This is a genomic window from Clostridium ljungdahlii (assembly GCF_001636845.1).
GTDB classification, from domain to species: Bacteria; Bacillota; Clostridia; order Clostridiales; family Clostridiaceae; genus Clostridium_B; species Clostridium_B ljungdahlii_A.
On the sequence record NZ_LITT01000011.1, the window covers coordinates 302,653 to 320,480 of the forward strand.

Genomic DNA, 17,828 nt, shown 5'->3' on the forward strand with positions numbered 1-17,828 from the left:
AAAATATAAAATTATAAGAATCATTTTAATGTTATTCACAATTTTATCCACAGCTTTTCAACAAGTTATCAACATTATAACTATCAAGATATTTATAAACAACATCATTAAAAACCTATCTAATCATTTTTTAAATGGTGCTGATAGTTATTTATATTTTATATAATGACGTTTTATAAGAATCTTACATACTAATATTAATCTTTATAGTGGTTGCAAAGTCATAACATTTACTATGTGTGTTTTTTCTGCAAAATCCATAGTAACTTCTTTAATTTTTGTATATCCTAAAGCAGACCAAAAGTTAATTCCTTTAGTATTTTCTTCAATTACACCTATTCTAAATGACTTTGCTCCTAAGTTAATTGCCCATTCAACTAATGCTTCATGTATAATTTTTCCCAGTCCATTTCCCCTTTCTTGTGGTTCAATAAGCATTAATCCCAGCATCCATTCTCCAACAGTTGGAAAATCTCTTACAATATCAATTATCCCCACTAATTCATTATCAAATTTGTATATCCCTAAAACAAATTTATCTTCATAATTTTTATTTGTAGGTAGAGCATTAAATATTTCGTCTATTTCTTCTTTAGAAGGTAATATACCAGCATGTAGTATATAATAATCTGAACATTTTTCACATAGTTCATCAACAATCTTATGATTATCTACAGAAATGAGCTTAATCTTATATCCATTGATTAAATTAATACTTTTCATAATATATTCCCCCAAATATGATACATACTCAATTAAAACTACGTCATATCTTACAACTGTGAACTAAACACCTGCAAAATAACTATATCATACCGCCCTCATATAGTATAACGACATCTCTTCTCTTTTACTGAGTAAGTATTTAGTTTTTTACTTACAGTATAGACATCCGAAAGTTGCATTTTAAAATTGCTTTTTACACTTTTTGTATTTATTAACCTTATTTTAAAACTTTTAGTCAGTTTTCAACAATATGCTTTGACAGAATCTAATCAAACAAATCACTTAAAGATATAAACAACGTTTGTTCAGACTGCATCGGGTTTTTGACTATAACTTCTTTCTATAAATCATTCTTTAATCTGCTTCTTCTTTTCTTCTTTACTTCTTCAGTATTATTGATACTGATTATATTATTTGAAGCTTCTTCGGAAGATTTTGAAGCAAAATCGTTGATATTCAAAACCTTATTTAATCTGGATTTCTTTTTATCAAACATATTCAATAGTTCCTCATAAACAATTGAATCTTTGGAGTTAGTCAAATTCATAACATTTTCAAGAGAATTATGTGGAATAGCACTATTGTAAAATAGGGTTATAAGACCATTTTCAAAGGTGTCTATTCTCTTATTCAGTAATTCATTTTTCTTTTTAAGCTTGGCATTTTCTTGTTCTAAAATCTTGATTTTGCTTTTATCTCTGTTGAATACTTTAATCAATCTCTTGACTAATACATCTGGTTTTTTATAAAAATCATTGACCAATGTGATTATATCTTGCATATCAGGTGTATATTCTTCTCCAACAACTTGAACATTGGAGCTATTCTTAACTTCGTCTATTCTTGTTCTACCATAATAGTATTCACCATTGTATTCACCGTACCAAAAATCATAGCCATACAACTTAAAAAGCTGTCCATTACTTCTCCTATATTTATCGTTACCAGCTATTTTTTTATTGAATACAAATACTGAGTTGTAAGTAAGCTTACTCTTTATGCCACCAAGTTCTTTTAATTTCAAATCTACAATTTCTTTTACTTCTTCTATATCGTATTCTCGTCTTGCTTTAGGCATAATATCCCATCCTTACTCTTCTATTTTTTTAACCTCTTTTGGAGGCACTAAATCCAATAATACTTTTTTCAAGTCTAATAAATTATGAGTATCTCTTCTTATGTCCATTGTTAAGGTTTTGAATTCCCTGTCTTCATCAACATTTGACCTTAATACCCCATCTAAATCTACTGGGTTCATCTGATTTATAATTTCATTTAAACATCCTTCTTCAACAGCCAATTTTTTCATAAGTGGAGAAATACATTTTTCTTTAATATATTTTCTCATAAGGTCATAGTTATCTTCGGTTGGAGAACACCACCATTTACTACACTTAAAACAAAACTCTTCATTTTCACACAACATACCATTACTTTTAATATCTACTGTGCAGTAACCAATATCATCATCGGCTTTCCTACATTGCTCTAAAGGTTTAAAGCATTCTACAGGTTTTGAGAAAATAATTTCTTTTATACTTTTGTTGGAAAAATCAACACCCAATCTCCTTGCACTAATAAAATTAACTATCTCACTATCTACATAATAAGAAACCTTACTTTGATAAGAGTCTTGGGAGAATACTCTTCTGTGACCACCTATAATCGCTATTTCAACAGGAGTAAGCCCTTGTAACATCAAAGATGTAAATGCAAAATGTCTGGTATCATGTAGGTTCACACAGCATTCTATTGAATTATCTTTATAATATCCCTTAATAATGTGCTTATAAAAGCTTCTAAGCATAGAATCTAAAGTTATAATTGTAAAATATTCAGGGTTACTCTTTAAGTTTTTAGAGAACTCATTGTTAACCATCTTCTTGTCCCCAAGAAATGAATACTTATTCTCATCTAAGTTTATCAAGTATTTTCTAAGCTCAAACGTTGCCTTATAAGAAAATAGAGTTTGAGAATTACCATATCCATTTGTTAAATTTTTATAGTTATCTATCAAATCGTATATGTTCCTTGTGATTTCAAGTTTATCCAATATAAGTAGATAAGTTCGTTTCACTGCATTTTTTACAACATTTGAATGCTTAATTCTGTTTACTTTTAAATAAAACCTATCACCATCTTCTATCAAACAATCTCTTTCCATCTTTGCTGTAATTTCAGTAGGTCTAATGAGTATAACATTACTTATTTTCCACCATAACAAGATGGGCATATAATATGTCTTTAATTCTTGAAGAATTGCTCTGTCATAAAAAAACGTATTAACATAATAACCAAATGTTAGAGCATCTTTATTACTTGGTAAATCCCTAACATTACTATTAACTTTTAAATTCTTTTGTAAAGATTCCAACCCATTCCAATAGATATTAATAGTATCAGGATTGATTTTAAATCCAATATCTTCTCTGTAATTTATATAGGATTTAATGGTGTCGATTGCTTTGTAAACAGTGCTGTCATCAACAGTGGTAGTATCTTCTCTACATTTCATGAATTCCATATTATTACCTTTATTTTCTTTTAAAAAATCATCACTAAAATTATTAGTTGCAATTAAAAAATTTAACAATCAGTTATAATAACGCTGTATTTGTTTAGGTCCGTATCCTTCGAGAAAACATTCAGCTAACCAACATTTTACAATTAGCAAATCATGTTCTTGCAAATTCTTAAATTTAAGACTATATAAATCTCTAAAATCTATATACACATTGATTATTGTATTATCATCTTCCACGACCCATAAATTACTTTTAAATGTACCCTCAGAATAACCTTTTTTAAATGTGCCTTCAAGCAAAAATCCTTCTTTATTAAAGTCTTCGGTTACACCTTTAACAAAATCTTCAAGTGAAAATTTTGCTTCTGATATTAATTCTACATTGATTTTTTCCAATACTACTTGATACTTCCATATACATTTCCCTTGAATTACCATGCTAAATTATTAACAAGATAGTCAATAAATGAAATATATAAATTAATTTCACCCATTAATAGTTTAGCTTTGTTATCTTATATTCCTTTATATCACTTATAATAGCACTACAGAGCGTAGTTAGTGCATATATACATGGTATACTGTATTGACAGCCTAAACACCTTTTTAAGTCACGTCTTTGGCAACCTTTCTTGGACATTAAACATTGAACATCTCGTTCTCTTGATGGCAAATTATCAGTAAACATGTCAATCAAAAACTGTTCACACTCTTCTAAGCTACTTTCTTCTATCATTCTCATAATCATAGCTCTTTCATGGTTGACTGTATTTAAAAAGCCTATTGTACTTTGTACTTTAAACACATCATTGAATGCAGTATTTACACGAATTACTTGTTCAGTCATTTCTTCAAAAGATAGTTCTTTTCCCTGTACTTTTTGAACCAATAAGCTTGGTATGTATCCAAATTCGCCCCTTTTAAACAATTGTTTTGTTAATCCTTCTATCTTTTTTAGGTTAAAATCCACATAAAACAACGGAGAGTTTTTATCCATATGATTTCTTAATTGTTGAACTAATTTCAACGCATTATCGTCTCCTGACATATTGCTCAAATGATATATGAAGGTCATTACACTTTTGTTCATTTTTTTTGACGAAAAAGTAAAACCCTCACAATCATCCATATTTTTGAAAAAATTCTTTAATTGGCTATCTGTCGGCTCATTGTATTTAGTTTTAAAATCTAACAATGGCACATATTCTGTCTTAGAATCAAGTACACCTTTTGATACCAAAAATGTTTCTATGATTAGTATAGCAGTTGCAATAGCGGGAGCTAATATATCAGATGAAAAGAAGTGACCTTTAATTTGCGTCTTTGATATTTTGAACTCCTGGTTTATCACTCTTTCTATAAGTCTTCTTGATTGTATCAATGTAAGTTCGTTATCTTGAAACCATTCAAGTCCAGTTATTTCAAATTCAGAAAGCAAGTCGTATACATGCAGTCTTGGAAAATCAGTAACATCTCCATGTCTCCAGGCGTTATTTAAGTGGAGCATTAAATATAACCATACTGAGGGATATCTTATATCCTTATTCTTTAGCATTTTAGCTATAGAATTTTTAGTATGCGATTTAACATCTGACAAAAATTTGAATATTTTTGTATACGACTCAAAATCATAAATTTCCTTTTTCTGTTTTCTATTTTCTTGGTTTCTTTTATTAAAATCCTTGATTTCTTTTAGCCTAATTTTATTAACTTCATCTAACCTAAATCCTTTGTCATGCGATTTAGACTTTCTTAGCTGTAGTCTCACATCTTCTTCCACTTTTACGAGGAAACTGTATAACCATCGTTTTGCGTCTGAACCTGCCCAGTTGTATACTAAAGCTAATTCCTTGGGACTCAAGGAGTAAATTTCAGAAACATCGAACTCTTTCAAAGCCTTGTTAATTATATCAATAGATATTGACATATAGCGAGTTATGCGATTTTCTGCTGTTTTTAAGGATTGTGTTTGCCTTAACTTCGATTTTACAAATTCATACCATTTTTCTTTGGTATATGTTGATGAATTAAATTTGGTTAATTCATCTGTACTTAAATCCATCCTTTTTTCAAATGTATCAAAATAGGTTACACCTCCTGTATCTAACACCTTTTTTCTCTTAATAAAGGGTTCTACTCTTTCTAAAGCTTCGATTCTTTTGTAGACATTCTGTTTTCTTCCGTTAGGGCAAAGAGTCTTTACAATAGCATATGCAGGAATTTCAAAAGTTTCTAAGCCATCAAAATAACGGGAACTGCTATCTATAGCAGGGGGGGTAAATCTTTTTAATTTCAACTGTACCAATATGCTCTCTCCAAAACTTATTTTGCTTTGCCTTTATCTCTTCAATTTGGTCTTTTTTAAAATATTTTGTATAGCCAAATCCTATCATCTTGTAAACCTCTAATTTAAACTCTTTAATAAGCCTCATAATATAATCAGTATCATTAGTGTCATGAGTGACTGTGTCTAAATACTCTACAACTTGCTCTTGAGTTCTACAATTAGCTAAAACAAAGTCATTATGTGCCTTTGCTTCATAGACTTCTTTTTTATTGTACATATAATGTGCTTTTTTATATGGCAAAGGATAACCATGCGGAATTTTGACTTTTTTTAAATACCTGAGTTTTATGTCTCTTGGCTTTAAAAAGTCTAAGACCTCCTTGCATGTCATATGATTATCGAAAAATTCCTTCTGTTCCTTATCTGCTTCATTAAGCATAAGTAACCTCCTTTTTACGTTTCAATAGAAATCCTACTTAACTCCTCTAATCTTGATTGTATAGACTCAAGAACAGCTATCCTGTCTATATACTCATAAGCAGAATTCAAGGATTTATCTCCTCTTAAATTTGCAAGAATTTGAGCTGATGGCTTTCCTGTTGCATCATTACAGAGTCCTGTTTTAATTAAGTAGTTTGTATAAATATGCCTACCAATATGACTTCCCCATTTATAATTTTCTTTATAATCTTTTGCTAATGCTGGTTTTCTTTCAGCTAACTTTTGAAGGAAGCACTCTTTTAAAAATGCAAATCTGGTATGATAAACTTCACCCGCCATTGCATTACCATTCAAATCTACGAACAATGCTCTGGTATTGTTTCTGGGTCTATCTTTTAAATAGTTCAAATGCTTTTCAAGCAAATTAAATAACTGCCCATTAAAATCGAACACTGGTTGGTCTTTTCTTGGTTTTTTAACCTGAGATTTATCTGTTTTTATGCCTCTATTTTTAAATAACCAACCTTGTCTGTCTTGAATGTCTAAAAGTATCTTGTCTCCTTTTTTATCAACCTTATAAGAACTTAAAACTTGATTAACAACTTCTCCTGCTCTCAATCCTCCCATGAACTGCATTGCTACCCCAAAAGCTATATCTGGCGTTTCTTCTTCTGCAACCTCCAAAAGAAGCTCCCAATCAGATTTTCTCATGTCTGCCAACTTAGGTCTTGCACCAATGCTTTTGCTATCCTTAGATGGATAAGTAATATCTACACCACAATCATCAAAAGGGTTTATAAGGACTTTCTTTCCTTTGCTTGTTACTTTAGACCCACTTTTATATCCTGGCATAGTATATTTTTCACCAACCTCAAATTCTACCTGCATATATTCGTTTGTTATACCTTTCTTTCTTAAAAAATCATAAAAGTATATCAGTTCATTTTGCTTCCTCATAACTGTTTTGTAGTTATTGCCAAGCACTATAGTACCTTTTACTTTTCTTGGTTTTTCATTACTCAGGTAGTGTAAAAACTTTGCACCATGCAAAAAATTAAGACCGTATAGTCCCTCTGACTTTAAATTGTCGAAAACTCTATCTTCACCAAGCTCAACTTGATGCAATATGTAGTTCATAAAGTCACATATAAGATAACCTACACTTTCTTGTGTATTTATAGCTAAATTTGAATAATAGGCATATATATAGTGAGTTAAGGAACTTGGCATCCAAACCCCTGTATCCACATCTTTCTCCATAATCATAACTGTATTTTTATTTTCTTCGCTATAGGTATTAAATAGTTTTGCATTTACTTGTTGCGTACTGTATCTTATCATCTAATAAGACCTCCTACTTATCCCTCTCATATTCTTTTCCTATATCACTTATTAATAACAATTTGTTCTCTATATTATATCATATATTCTATAAAATAAAAGAATACCTATAGAATTATATTCCATAGATATATCAATGCTTTATCTATTATTTATAGTTTATATTTATTAATTCTATATATTAACCACAATAAGCAACTGCAGCCACGGTATCAGCATCTCCACATAAATTTGCAGCCTCACATATTGTATCTTCTAAATTTGAATTGTTCATGAAACACCAAAATGCACACCTTAAAGTGTCAACTACATATCCTGAAGGTACAAGCTCTTCTTTTTTCATATTCATTTAGATTCAATAGGACATTCAGGATTCTCAAGTATTCCTCCTGCTACACATAAAGTCATCATGGTATCATCTGTAACCTGTCCAGGCTTCAACTTCCAATGACCTCTGCCTATAATATCTTTTAGATACCCATATGTTTTGCGTCCTTCTTCTTGAGATAAAAATTCCAAAGTTGCCCCTAATGCATCTCCACAGGCTACTCCAAATAATCCTCCCAAAAGTTTATTTAATCTTTCCATATTAACACCTTTATACTTTAAATCTTGAAACTATGCCCACTAATGAGTCAGATTTTTCTTTTGCTTTTTCAGTTAATTCTACAACATGTCCTGCCATTTTAGTTATGTAAGAGGTTTCCCCTGCAATATTTTGAGCCCCACTTGCCTGTTCATTTCCACTATCGGATATCTCTTGCATTAGTTTTGATACATTTTGAACTGATACAAGAAGTTCATGAGACGTAGTACTAAACTCTGTTACTATGTTATTTACGTCTAAGAAATTCTTACTGGATTCCTCATGAGATTCTACAATTTCATTGTAATCAGGTAGAATCTTTTTATCTATAAATTCCAATATTTCATAAGCACTAGATGATAAATTATCTACCACCTCTAAGATAGTTTTTGTAACCTCCTGTATTCTATTAACAGTATCTTTAGAATCATCAGAAAGAGTTCTTATTTCATTTGCTACAACTGCAAAACCCCTACCTGCTTCTCCGGCTCTAGCAGCTTCAATAGATGCATTTAATGCTACTAGATTAGTATCTTCCATAATATCAAGAATTGCTGAGGACAATTCACTAATCTTAGAAACCTCTTTTGATTTCTTAATGGCATCTTCCAAACTTTCTTTTGTGTTTTTGTATATGCTCATTATGCTCTCTCTAGATTTCATTGCTTTTTGTTTCATTTTCTGTGATACACTACTCGCATTTGAAACACTTTCAGAACTATATTGTGCCTTTCTCGATATAGATTCTGCATCCTTTTCAATTTCCCTTGATATTGCACTTATTTCTTCAGTAGATGCTGCAGTTTCCTCAGTAGTATCTGACAACTGCTCTGTAGTTGCAGATATTTCCTCTATACTTTTATTAAGATTCTCCATTTCCACATTAATTTGTTTCATATTTTCAGTTACATTAGAAGATTCTTCTATTATATTCCTAATTATATTCCCCTGACTTTCCTGCATGTTCTTTACTGCAACAGCAAGCACACCAGATTCATCTTTCATTTTTAACAACTTTTCAGGTATCGGAATTGTAAAATCACCAGATGCCACTATTTTTAAATGCTTTGTAATTACATTTATAGGTTTTGATATAAGTGAAGTAATGAAAAATGCTATTAATACACCTATTAAAACAAAAATAATAGTTGTAATTACCTGAAAGATTTGATTTTTTGTAAGGCTTTCCATAACTTCAGATTTGGGTACAGATATTCCCAAGGACCAGTTGGTGCCTTTTACAGGTGCATATCCTATATATTTTTTTGTTCCATCCCTGTAAGTATATCCATCTGCGCCACTCTTTCCCTCCATCATATAGGTTTCAAATTTCATTAGTTCCTGTAAGCTTGGATCCTTTTTACTTTTTTCAATTACATTTTCCATTTTACGTACAAGAGATATATCTTTATTTGCTACCGTATGTCCACTTTTACTTATCATAAAAGTTGTTCCAGTTTTACCATACTTGATATTATTAGTTAATTTACTCAATTCACTTCCATCACGTGTGGCGATTAAAACTGCCTTAACTTTACTACCATCTTTAATAGGAACAGCATAAGACATAACAAGCCTATTATCTGCCTTTCCTAAAACCGGGTCTGAAACTGAACTTTTTCCTTGAAGTGCTTCTTTATAATTCTCTCTATCATATAAATTTGCCTTTACTCCATCTGTAAATGTAACATTACCATTAACATCTCCTATACCCATACTTATATGTCCACTTCTCTGTACCTCATCTTTTAAAATATTTAATTTTTGATCTATAGATAATACATCACTTTTTATATAATAGTTTCCTGCTAAACCTTCCATTACATCTAATTGTCCTTCAATTTTAGTTTCAACAAATTTTGCAGATTGCTGAGCCATTTGAAGCAAGGATTCAGTAGCATTTGAAGCTAGTGTATCATAAGATTCTATAAAAGATACTGTACCAAGTCCTATACATATAATTAGAATCAATATTCCAAAAGATATAGCCATTTTTGTCTTAATACTCTTAAAGTGCAAATTAATTCCTCCCATTCCTACTAAAGTAATTTTGCTCAAATTGTATACTAATTAATAATTATTGTTACTTACATTGTACTACAAATTAATAATTTTTCAACAATATATTTAAAATGGGTAGGAATTCACCTGCAGAAAAAGTATTAGACCTATCTTCTGGTAGTTAGCAAGCCTTTATTATGTTAAGATTCTATTTAAAATTAATTTAGTCTCTCCAATTCCTGTTGTATATTCTGCATCTTAATATCTGTTTCTGATATAACATCTGCACATTCCTTTAAATCACTCTTTATATGTACTGGAGCCTTCCCTGCTGTTTTATAATATAATTTATGCTCCAAGCTTGCCCAAAAATCCATAGCAATAGTTCTTATCTGTACTTCTATTCTCACTGGTTCTACATGATTTGAAAAGAATATAGGAATTTCCAGAACCATATGAAAACTTCTATATCCATTTGGTTTTGGATTTTTAATATAATCCTTTTCTTTAATCAAAGTTATGTCATCCTGTCTTTTTAGCATATCTGCAATTTCATATATATCACTTACAAATGAACAAATAACTCTTATACCTGCTATATCATTCAAATTCTTCTTTGCCGATTCAAGTGTTAGTTTTAAACCCTTTCGCTTAAGTTTTCCTATTATGCTTCTAGGTTCCTTAACTCTAGATTTAATATATTCTATGGGATTTCTTTTCCTCTTTACTTTAAATTCTTTATCTAATATTTCAAGTTTAGTCCTAACTTCTTTTATAGCAGAACTATAACGCATCATAAAAGATTGCAATTTTTCTATTCCCTCATCAATATCCACTGATACGTCCAAAGGTAGTTCAATAATTTCTGTGGATTCCATTATAAATATTTCCCCTTTCAAAAACTCACTTTAAGTTCAATTCATTCACATAATACTACAGTTTATGAAATCATAAAAGTATTTTAGTTATTTTTCACTTTATGTTAATATTTATATATATAATAGGTGGACTAATTTACAAATTTATGAGCAAAACGGATGGTTTATTACCATCCGTTTAACTAAAAAACCTTGAAAAAAATCCTTTTTTAGGTTTTTGATCTTCTTTTGAAATGACATCATCGTTATTTAATTCATCAACACCTTTTTCCAATTGTTCAGCTTCTTTTATTAAATCTCTTTGTTCCCTACTTCGATCCTTAAGCTTTGAAGGAACTCCATGTGTCGTTATTATCTGGCTAAACCATTTCAAACTTTCATCATTATTTCCTAATCTTCTATTTAATTCACCTATGATGTACATAGAAGTGAACTTATCCATGTTATACAAAGGAAACGCTTCGTTAAAATAAGCATAGTTAAACCCTTCTAAAGCCTGTCTTAAAAATACATTTTCATTTTCAGAGTCTTCTAATATCCGATACATCCAGGCTAGTTTTAAGCAATTCATTGCCTTTTTACTAGCTTTTGCATCTATCACATAATAATTTAATAAAGAAAGTTTAAACCTTTCTATGGCTACATTCACATCATATACCTCCGGGTAAGATCTGGGCTGCCACTTTGGTCTGATTTTTTCTTTTACTAGATTAATTTCAGAATCTCTAATTTTATTAAAATCTCTTTTCATTGCGGCATATCCACATTTGTCACAAACCCATACATCATAAAAATAAGGATTTATAACATCAAATATAATAAATGAATCAGAATCTCTTTTTAAAATTCTTGCAGCTGAAGTTTTAACTGCTCTAGCTTTAAAATCATTATCACAAACCGGACATGTAATTTCACAATCATATAATAATTTTTTTTGTTTTTCTTCATCCGTTAATTGAAGTAATTCTTCTTTTTCTATTTCTTCTTTTTTGTATGGTACAAATCTATTCCATCTATATCATCAAATCCTAAATTTTCCAAACCAGAAAATATATTTTTTGACACTAGAACATCACCTTCATCATCTAAAAAATTTTATATAAATATTATATCAAAAAAAGCAATTAAATTAAATTATATCAACACTGTGTTCTTTTCTTGTCCTGTTAGAATCTTCATTAAACACTATATCAAGTACCCAATGCATACTTTCAATTTTTCAGTGCTTACACACAGCATTTGAAAATTTTACAGCATCAGCCTGTAGTGAACTTATAAGGATAGTGTAAAATAACTCCATCTTTACCTTACAATATTTATTAAGCAGCATTACATTATTGTAAGGTTGAGAAGACGATAAAAAAAAGCCATCCAATCAAAGCTCATATTTATGAAAATATTGGCTTTAACTAGATGGTGCTTTATTTTACCAGCTCCCTGAGGAACCTCCTCCACTAGAGCTGCCTCCTCCAAATCCGCCCTGGTTACTTCCACCAAAGCCTCCACCGCCTCCTCTTGGGCCTCCCCAAAAAGAATTCCAAAACAGCAAATAAAATAAAAACTTAGTTATCCTTGCTTTATTAAGTAAAATATCCAATAGGAAAGCGCCCAGAATATAGTATATTACTACATGATTTACAGAAACTGATTTTCGATTCTGCGCAGTTTCATTACTTCCTTGCAAACTAACATTATATTCTTTAGCTATATCTCTTGCAAAAACTGAATAAGCATTCTTTAATCCTTCACCATATCTTTTTTCTTTAAAGAGTGGAACTGCTTCACTATTCATAACTCTAGAAGAATATATATCTGTAATCACACCTTCCAACTCTCTTCCTACCTCTACCCTCCATTTTTTATCATTTATTGATAATAATATTAAAAGCCCATTGTCCTTACCTTTTTGTCCAATTCCCCAGCTTCTAAAAAGCTCATTGGAATAAGATTCTATATCTTTTCCTTCAAGTGAACTAATTATAACCACTGCTGCTTGTGAACCAGTTTTATTTTCTAATTCACTTCCAAGTGATACAATATAGTTTTTAGAATCTTCATCAACAATTCCTACATAATCATTTATATACTTTAATTTAGTTGGTACAGGTATATTTGAAGCACTTTTTACAAAATAAGGCAAAGTCAAAATAAAAATTAGCACAGAAAGTAATACACCTAAAGATGATAAAATCACCTTTAATTTAGTATTTATTTTATTCATTTAAATTTTCCATCTTAGATTATCTAAAATAGCTTTCTTACAACCTAATTTTATGAATATATAACTTGTAGGTTGTAAACTAAACTATCTTGTAAAATCCACCTTTGGAACTTCCTGTGCTCCTTGACTAGCCTTATAATATGTTTTTTGAGAAAAACCAAATATACCTGAAATTATTGAATTTGGAAATCTTTTTATAGATGTATTATAGTTATTCACAGCGGTATTATAATCTTGTCTTGCTATTCCTATTCTATTTTCTGTACCCTCTAAAGCAACAGATAAATCTCTAAAATTTTGATTAGATTTTAAATCCGGATATCTTTCAACAATTACTAAAAGTCTTGAAAGTGCTGATGAAAGTGCTGCATCTGCATTTGCTCTATCAGTAATTGTTTGAGCTCCAGCAAGTTTAGCTCTTGCATTTGCCACATCTGTAAATATTGTTTTTTCCTGAGCTGCATAACCTTTTACCGTTTGAACTAAGTTTGGTATTAAATCTGACCTTCTCTGCAGTTGAGTATCAATATTAGACTCTGATGCATTAACTTTTTGCTCTAATCCTACAATGGAGTTATAACTACCTATTAAAGGTAAAAATATAATTAACAATACTCCTATAACAATTAAAGATGTTTTTAATCCTTTACTCATTTGATACACCACCATTTTTTATAATAGTATATTTATTTTAAGGAATTTTTTTAATAAATATACTAGTGCACAAAATTTCTATTTTGTAATAGTGAATTCATATTTAACGCTAAAGTTCTGAAAAATTTAATCTCAAAAATAATAAAGCCAAAAATTTTTGAGATTTCAATCATAACCTTTCAAAAATTCCTGACCTTTTATCAATTTGTTCTTATTAAACTAATTATTTCACTATAAGTAACCAATCTAAAATCATAATCATATGGCTTTTGCACATGTTAATCCTTTCTTGTGTACTATCATTTTTATATCACTACATCAAAAACGTTATATAGGAAATTTATCTGCCTACTGTGGAGCTGTGTCAGCAGGGACAGCTGCAGCTTGTGGTATTGCTTATCTAAATGGTGGTGATTATGATACAATTGGGAAAACCATAATCAATTCTATCGGCACTGTTGGTGGTATTATATGTGATGGAGCCAAAGCTTCCTGTGCAGCAAAAATTTCTAGTTCAGTAGATGCTGGTATAATGGGATACGAAATGGCAAAACATGGTTTGGTATTTCCATTTGGTGAAGGACTCGTGGAAAAGGATTATGAAAAAACAATTCAGAATATCGGTCGTGTGGGACATCAAGGCATGAAATCAACTGATGTAGAAATTCTTAATATTATGATAGGTAAATAACCTGCTTTTTATCTGATGGCTACCTATTGTAACACTCCCACTCACACAGCGAAAGCGACTATCACCAAATCACAGATTTGGTGATAGTCGCTTTTCCCTATAAGTAAGATTCATTGATAATTTTTAAGAATAAATTACTGTACGCAATTAAGCCATAAATATTACCTATAACAACCATCGGATAAAAACATTATCTTTAATTAACTAATTTTATCCGATGACTGCCTGCTCTAATACTCCCTCGCACTCTGTTTATGACTTTAGTCCCTATATCAATGTGACTATAGAAATCTATTAATATACAAAAAAAGGATTTATAATTAGATCATCAAAGGGGAGAAATATTAGATTTACCAACCTAATTCAATAACAAATTTAAGGAGGGGTACAGATGACAGTTAAAAAAAGCTTTTTGATATTTATTACAGCAATTATTTTCTTAATTTCCAACATACAATTTGCTGCAGCAAAAAACAATGGTTCTCCACCACCAGCTCCAACAGGATTAACTATTTCTAATATTAGTACAAGCTCTCTTACGTTGAGTTGGTCTTCAGTATATGGTGCATCCGGATATTATGTTTATATGGCTTCACCAAATGATGCTAACTATACTAAAATTGCCACTGTTACTAGTACAAAATTAATACAGTCCGGACTAACTTCTAATACTAATTATTGGTTTTATGTCACAGCTTATAATCGCTATGGTACATCAGCAAATTCAATCCATATAACTGCTGCTACGCTGCCTTTTACCGTACCAACTACAACTAAAAAGCAAGTTTTAGGTTTTACAACCTATTATTATTCGGGAGATCCTTCCTCTTACAATTCAATGGCAGCTAATACTTCAACTATTGATGAAATAGCTACCCAAACCTATACTACAGACAGTCTCGGCAATATTTCAGGATTAGTTCCAACTAACCAAATTAGCTATGCAAACAACAGTGGAATTAAAACATATGCAATGCTTCAAAATAATTTTGATGGCAATATTGCAAAATCAGTACTAGAAAATCAAACAAATAGACAAAAATTAGAAACCAATCTTTTAAATGCAATAAAAGTAAATGGCTACAAAGGCGTAAATGTAGATCTTGAAGGAGTTTTCTATTATGATAGAAACTACTACACAACTTTTGTACAAGAACTTTACAATTTGTTAACTCCACAAGGTTTTTCAGTAACTCTTTCAGTACCAGCTAAAACAATCGATAGTACAACAAATACTTGGAGCGGAGCATACGATTACGCTGTATTAGCAAAGTATTCTGATCAAATAGCTATAATGACCTATGATGAACACTATCCTGGTGGAACAGCAGGTCCAATTGCCTCTATATCTTGGGTTGAAAATGTAGTTAAATATGCAATTACGGTAATTCCAAGAGAAAAAATTATGTTAGGTGTTGCAGCTTATGGATACGATTGGTCATCAAATGGTACAAAAGCTTATGGAATAAATGGTATGTACAATATTGCAGCTACAAACAGTGCAGCTGTACTGTGGGATGATATATCAAAATCACCATATTTCAATTACACAGATACTTCTGGTATAGCTCACTCAGATTGGTTTGAAAATGGCCAGAGTTTAGGATATAAATTAGATTTAGTTAATTCCTATAATTTAAATGGCATTGCTATTTGGAGATTGGGGCTTGAAAATGCAGACTATTGGACAAGCATAAAAACAAAATTTAATAGATAAAATATCATATAATGACAATTTCACCACCATAAATTATTTGCTCAACTTTTACAAAAGACATTTGACAGAGGACAGAGGACAATGAAGGTGAGTTTTCCTCCTTACGTCAGAAAACTAATTTATTTTTAAGCCATGTTTTGCTAATGCAAAACATGGCTTAAGCAGGTCCTAAAATCTGTAATTTTCAGATAATTGCTTGCTCAGAAAGTACTTCTTAGAAACAAAAAAACGTGAGTTTCTTTTAAATTGAATATTTTTCGTAGCATAGCGGAGAAAAATAATCCTTCACTGTCCTCTGTCAATTGTCCTCTGTCCTCTCAAAAATATTACTTCGTAATCTTTTTACATTAAGTCAAATCTTCGTATGTGCGAAAATTAGGTTATTTACATTCTTCTAATTGCCTTATATAATCAATAGGAAACTGAGTACGCTTAGCTGTTTCTTCAGGTGTCAAACCTTCATTTAAAAATTGCTTTATAACACTTACCATACTTTCTCCAATTTCAATAATATGTTTATCGGGATCATAAAACCTGATAACTCTCTGTCCCCATGGATATTCTTTAACATCATGAATATACTCTATATTATCAAAATTCTTTAACCTTTCCACAAATCCATTTAAATCTTCTTCTTCAAAATAGAGTTCAAAATTATTTGACTTATTGGCAACTTGATTTTTATTTATATTAATAAGTTCTGCAAAACCTTTTTGTATTGCAAAGCTGTTTTCAAAAGTAACATTTGCTCCAAAATCCATGGTTACCTTCTGATTAAGTACTTTTTCATAAAACTTTCTTGAAATCTCAATATCACTAACAGCTATAAGTGGACATACAAATTTCATTTCTAACATCTCCTATATATATACTTTTCTAACATTGTTCATTATATATCAATATTTAAAAAGTTCATTGTAAAAATCAGACATGTTTTTGAAAAATTCTTTAGGAGAAACTCCACATATTTGCTTAAAATCATGAATAAAATGTGATTGATCAAAATAGCCCAGGATTTGAGATGTATTTACATAACTTTTATGCTCAGCTTTTTTTAACATATTTATTGAATAATTTATCCTAGAAATTCTTAAAAGCATTTTTGGATTTATCCCAATATACTCATTAAACAATCTATTTAAATGACGCTGGCTTACATATTCACTTAATGATAATTCTTTTACTGTTAGTACTCCATTTGCAGCTTTAATTTTCTCTAAGCTAGATCTCATAACTGCATGCTGCTTATTATTTTTCTCTACTGCTTCCAAAAAAATCCTATTCACCATTGAAATCATATCATCTGCATTATTTGTAATCTCGGCAGCATGATTTAAGGAATCATACAGATGCTTGTCAACTTCATCTACTTGTGTTCGAATATCACATAATTCTGATTGTTTTATACCAGTAATAGCATGCAGGCCACTCGGTACAAACTCAATAAAAAATCTTATTTTTTTAAAGTTCACATCATTTTTTACTATAACCGTTTTTGTTGTTGCTCCCCAAAGGCTTAATGAAAAATCACTATTTTCATAAGTATATATAATACAACCACTGCAGTCAGGTATTAAAGTTAAATAGCTAATATTATCACTGTACCTTCCCATTTCTTTTGGATTGGGAAATAATATAGTATAGTGTGCAATATATTTTCTAAGCAGAGGATGAGGCTCTATGTATATGTAATTAGGTGTTTCTTTCATTTTTAAATGCTTCTTTACTGAAATATCATTAAAGAACAAATCTATTCCTCCT

General features: G+C 30.4%; 17 protein-coding genes and 1 pseudogene. 2 read left to right on the forward strand and 16 right to left on the reverse strand.

Annotated features, from left to right (window positions below; translation table 11 throughout):
- Positions 1-204 precede the first annotated feature (204 nt).
- From WY13_RS06720 to WY13_RS06780, 14 genes and pseudogenes are all read right to left on the reverse strand, one after another.
- The gene (locus WY13_RS06720) at positions 205-723 is read right to left on the reverse strand and encodes a GNAT family N-acetyltransferase (protein WP_063554927.1); all 519 of its coding nucleotides are present in this window, start codon (positions 721-723) and stop codon (positions 205-207) included.
- A 343-nt stretch (positions 724-1,066) separates the two neighbouring features.
- Positions 1,067-1,804 carry a hypothetical protein gene (locus tag WY13_RS06725; protein WP_063554928.1) on the reverse strand — a complete coding sequence of 246 codons (738 nt, stop codon included), beginning with the start codon at positions 1,802-1,804 and terminating at the stop codon, positions 1,067-1,069.
- Between the two features lie 12 nt (positions 1,805-1,816).
- Complete coding sequence (locus WY13_RS06730; RefSeq protein WP_063554929.1) at positions 1,817-3,319, reverse strand: hypothetical protein; 1,503 nt, start codon at positions 3,317-3,319, stop codon at positions 1,817-1,819.
- Positions 3,320-3,646, reverse strand: coding sequence for a hypothetical protein (locus WY13_RS06735; RefSeq protein ID WP_063554930.1), 327 nt, complete (start codon positions 3,644-3,646; stop codon positions 3,320-3,322).
- 97 nt (positions 3,647-3,743) lie between these two features.
- A complete protein-coding gene (locus tag WY13_RS06740) occupies positions 3,744-5,555 on the reverse strand; it encodes a hypothetical protein (RefSeq protein ID WP_063554931.1) in 1,812 nt (603 codons plus the stop codon).
- The gene (locus WY13_RS06745) at positions 5,509-5,976 is read right to left on the reverse strand and encodes a hypothetical protein (RefSeq protein ID WP_063554932.1); all 468 of its coding nucleotides are present in this window, start codon (positions 5,974-5,976) and stop codon (positions 5,509-5,511) included. Before WY13_RS06745 ends, WY13_RS06740 begins: the two co-directional genes overlap by 47 nt.
- A gap of 14 nt (positions 5,977-5,990) precedes the next feature.
- Positions 5,991-7,319 (reverse strand): hypothetical protein, encoded by a 1,329-nt coding sequence (locus tag WY13_RS06750; protein ID WP_063554933.1) that lies wholly within the window; start codon positions 7,317-7,319, stop codon positions 5,991-5,993.
- Positions 7,320-7,500: 181 nt separating this feature from the next.
- Positions 7,501-7,668: an ADP-ribosylglycohydrolase family protein gene (locus WY13_RS21740; protein ID WP_242866348.1), complete on the reverse strand. Its 168-nt coding sequence runs from the start codon at positions 7,666-7,668 to the stop codon at positions 7,501-7,503.
- Positions 7,665-7,907 (reverse strand): ADP-ribosylglycohydrolase family protein, encoded by a 243-nt coding sequence (locus WY13_RS21745; RefSeq protein WP_063554934.1) that lies wholly within the window; start codon positions 7,905-7,907, stop codon positions 7,665-7,667. The genes WY13_RS21740 and WY13_RS21745 overlap by 4 nt, the downstream gene beginning before the upstream one ends.
- Before the next feature lie 10 nt (positions 7,908-7,917).
- Positions 7,918-9,924, reverse strand: a complete 2,007-nt coding sequence (locus WY13_RS06760) for a methyl-accepting chemotaxis protein (protein WP_082848412.1) — start codon at positions 9,922-9,924, stop codon at positions 7,918-7,920.
- 200 nt (positions 9,925-10,124) lie between these two features.
- Positions 10,125-10,784: a GTP pyrophosphokinase gene (locus WY13_RS06765; RefSeq protein ID WP_063554936.1), complete on the reverse strand. Its 660-nt coding sequence runs from the start codon at positions 10,782-10,784 to the stop codon at positions 10,125-10,127.
- Positions 10,785-10,962: 178 nt separating this feature from the next.
- Positions 10,963-11,724, reverse strand: a pseudogene (locus tag WY13_RS06770) (DUF2225 domain-containing protein); the annotation flags it as partial.
- 486 nt (positions 11,725-12,210) lie between these two features.
- Positions 12,211-13,005, reverse strand: a complete 795-nt coding sequence (locus tag WY13_RS06775; protein WP_063554938.1) for a TPM domain-containing protein — start codon at positions 13,003-13,005, stop codon at positions 12,211-12,213.
- A gap of 84 nt (positions 13,006-13,089) precedes the next feature.
- On the reverse strand, positions 13,090-13,659 hold the full coding sequence (locus WY13_RS06780) for a LemA family protein (RefSeq protein ID WP_063554939.1): 570 nt from the start codon (positions 13,657-13,659) through the stop codon (positions 13,090-13,092).
- Positions 13,660-13,921: 262 nt separating this feature from the next.
- Here WY13_RS06780 and WY13_RS06785 point away from each other — a divergent pair, with 262 nt between their 5' ends.
- Complete coding sequence (locus tag WY13_RS06785; protein WP_278321774.1) at positions 13,922-14,350, forward strand: L-serine ammonia-lyase, iron-sulfur-dependent, subunit alpha; 429 nt, start codon at positions 13,922-13,924, stop codon at positions 14,348-14,350.
- Between the two features lie 391 nt (positions 14,351-14,741).
- Entirely contained in the window at positions 14,742-16,067 is a 1,326-nt protein-coding gene (locus WY13_RS06790; RefSeq protein ID WP_063554941.1) for a glycosyl hydrolase family 18 protein, read from the forward strand.
- Between the two features lie 380 nt (positions 16,068-16,447).
- Here the strand turns inward: WY13_RS06790 and WY13_RS06795 are convergent, their stop codons facing one another.
- Entirely contained in the window at positions 16,448-16,915 is a 468-nt protein-coding gene (locus WY13_RS06795; protein WP_063554942.1) for a VOC family protein, read from the reverse strand.
- Positions 16,916-16,963: 48 nt separating this feature from the next.
- A complete protein-coding gene (locus WY13_RS06800; RefSeq protein ID WP_063554943.1) occupies positions 16,964-17,815 on the reverse strand; it encodes a helix-turn-helix domain-containing protein in 852 nt (283 codons plus the stop codon).
- Positions 17,816-17,828 lie beyond the last annotated feature (13 nt).

Excerpts from the sequence above, each read along its gene's own strand:
- WY13_RS21740 (WP_242866348.1), bottom strand. The coding sequence starts at position 7,668 with ATGAATATGAAAAAAGAAGAGCTTGTACCTTCAGGATATGTAGTTGAC.
- WY13_RS06725 (WP_063554928.1), bottom strand. The coding sequence starts at position 1,804 with ATGCCTAAAGCAAGACGAGAATACGATATAGAAGAAGTAAAAGAAATT.
- WY13_RS06785 (WP_278321774.1), top strand. The coding sequence starts at position 13,922 with ATGGCTTTTGCACATGTTAATCCTTTCTTGTGTACTATCATTTTTATA.
- WY13_RS06750 (WP_063554933.1), bottom strand. The coding sequence starts at position 7,319 with ATGATAAGATACAGTACGCAACAAGTAAATGCAAAACTATTTAATACC.
- WY13_RS06745 (WP_063554932.1), bottom strand. The coding sequence starts at position 5,976 with ATGCTTAATGAAGCAGATAAGGAACAGAAGGAATTTTTCGATAATCAT.
- WY13_RS06795 (WP_063554942.1), bottom strand. The coding sequence starts at position 16,915 with ATGAAATTTGTATGTCCACTTATAGCTGTTAGTGATATTGAGATTTCA.
- WY13_RS06720 (WP_063554927.1), bottom strand. The coding sequence starts at position 723 with ATGAAAAGTATTAATTTAATCAATGGATATAAGATTAAGCTCATTTCT.
- WY13_RS06765 (WP_063554936.1), bottom strand. The coding sequence starts at position 10,784 with ATGGAATCCACAGAAATTATTGAACTACCTTTGGACGTATCAGTGGAT.
- WY13_RS21745 (WP_063554934.1), bottom strand. The coding sequence starts at position 7,907 with ATGGAAAGATTAAATAAACTTTTGGGAGGATTATTTGGAGTAGCCTGT.
- WY13_RS06790 (WP_063554941.1), top strand. The coding sequence starts at position 14,742 with ATGACAGTTAAAAAAAGCTTTTTGATATTTATTACAGCAATTATTTTC.
- WY13_RS06775 (WP_063554938.1), bottom strand. The coding sequence starts at position 13,005 with ATGAATAAAATAAATACTAAATTAAAGGTGATTTTATCATCTTTAGGT.
- WY13_RS06780 (WP_063554939.1), bottom strand. The coding sequence starts at position 13,659 with ATGAGTAAAGGATTAAAAACATCTTTAATTGTTATAGGAGTATTGTTA.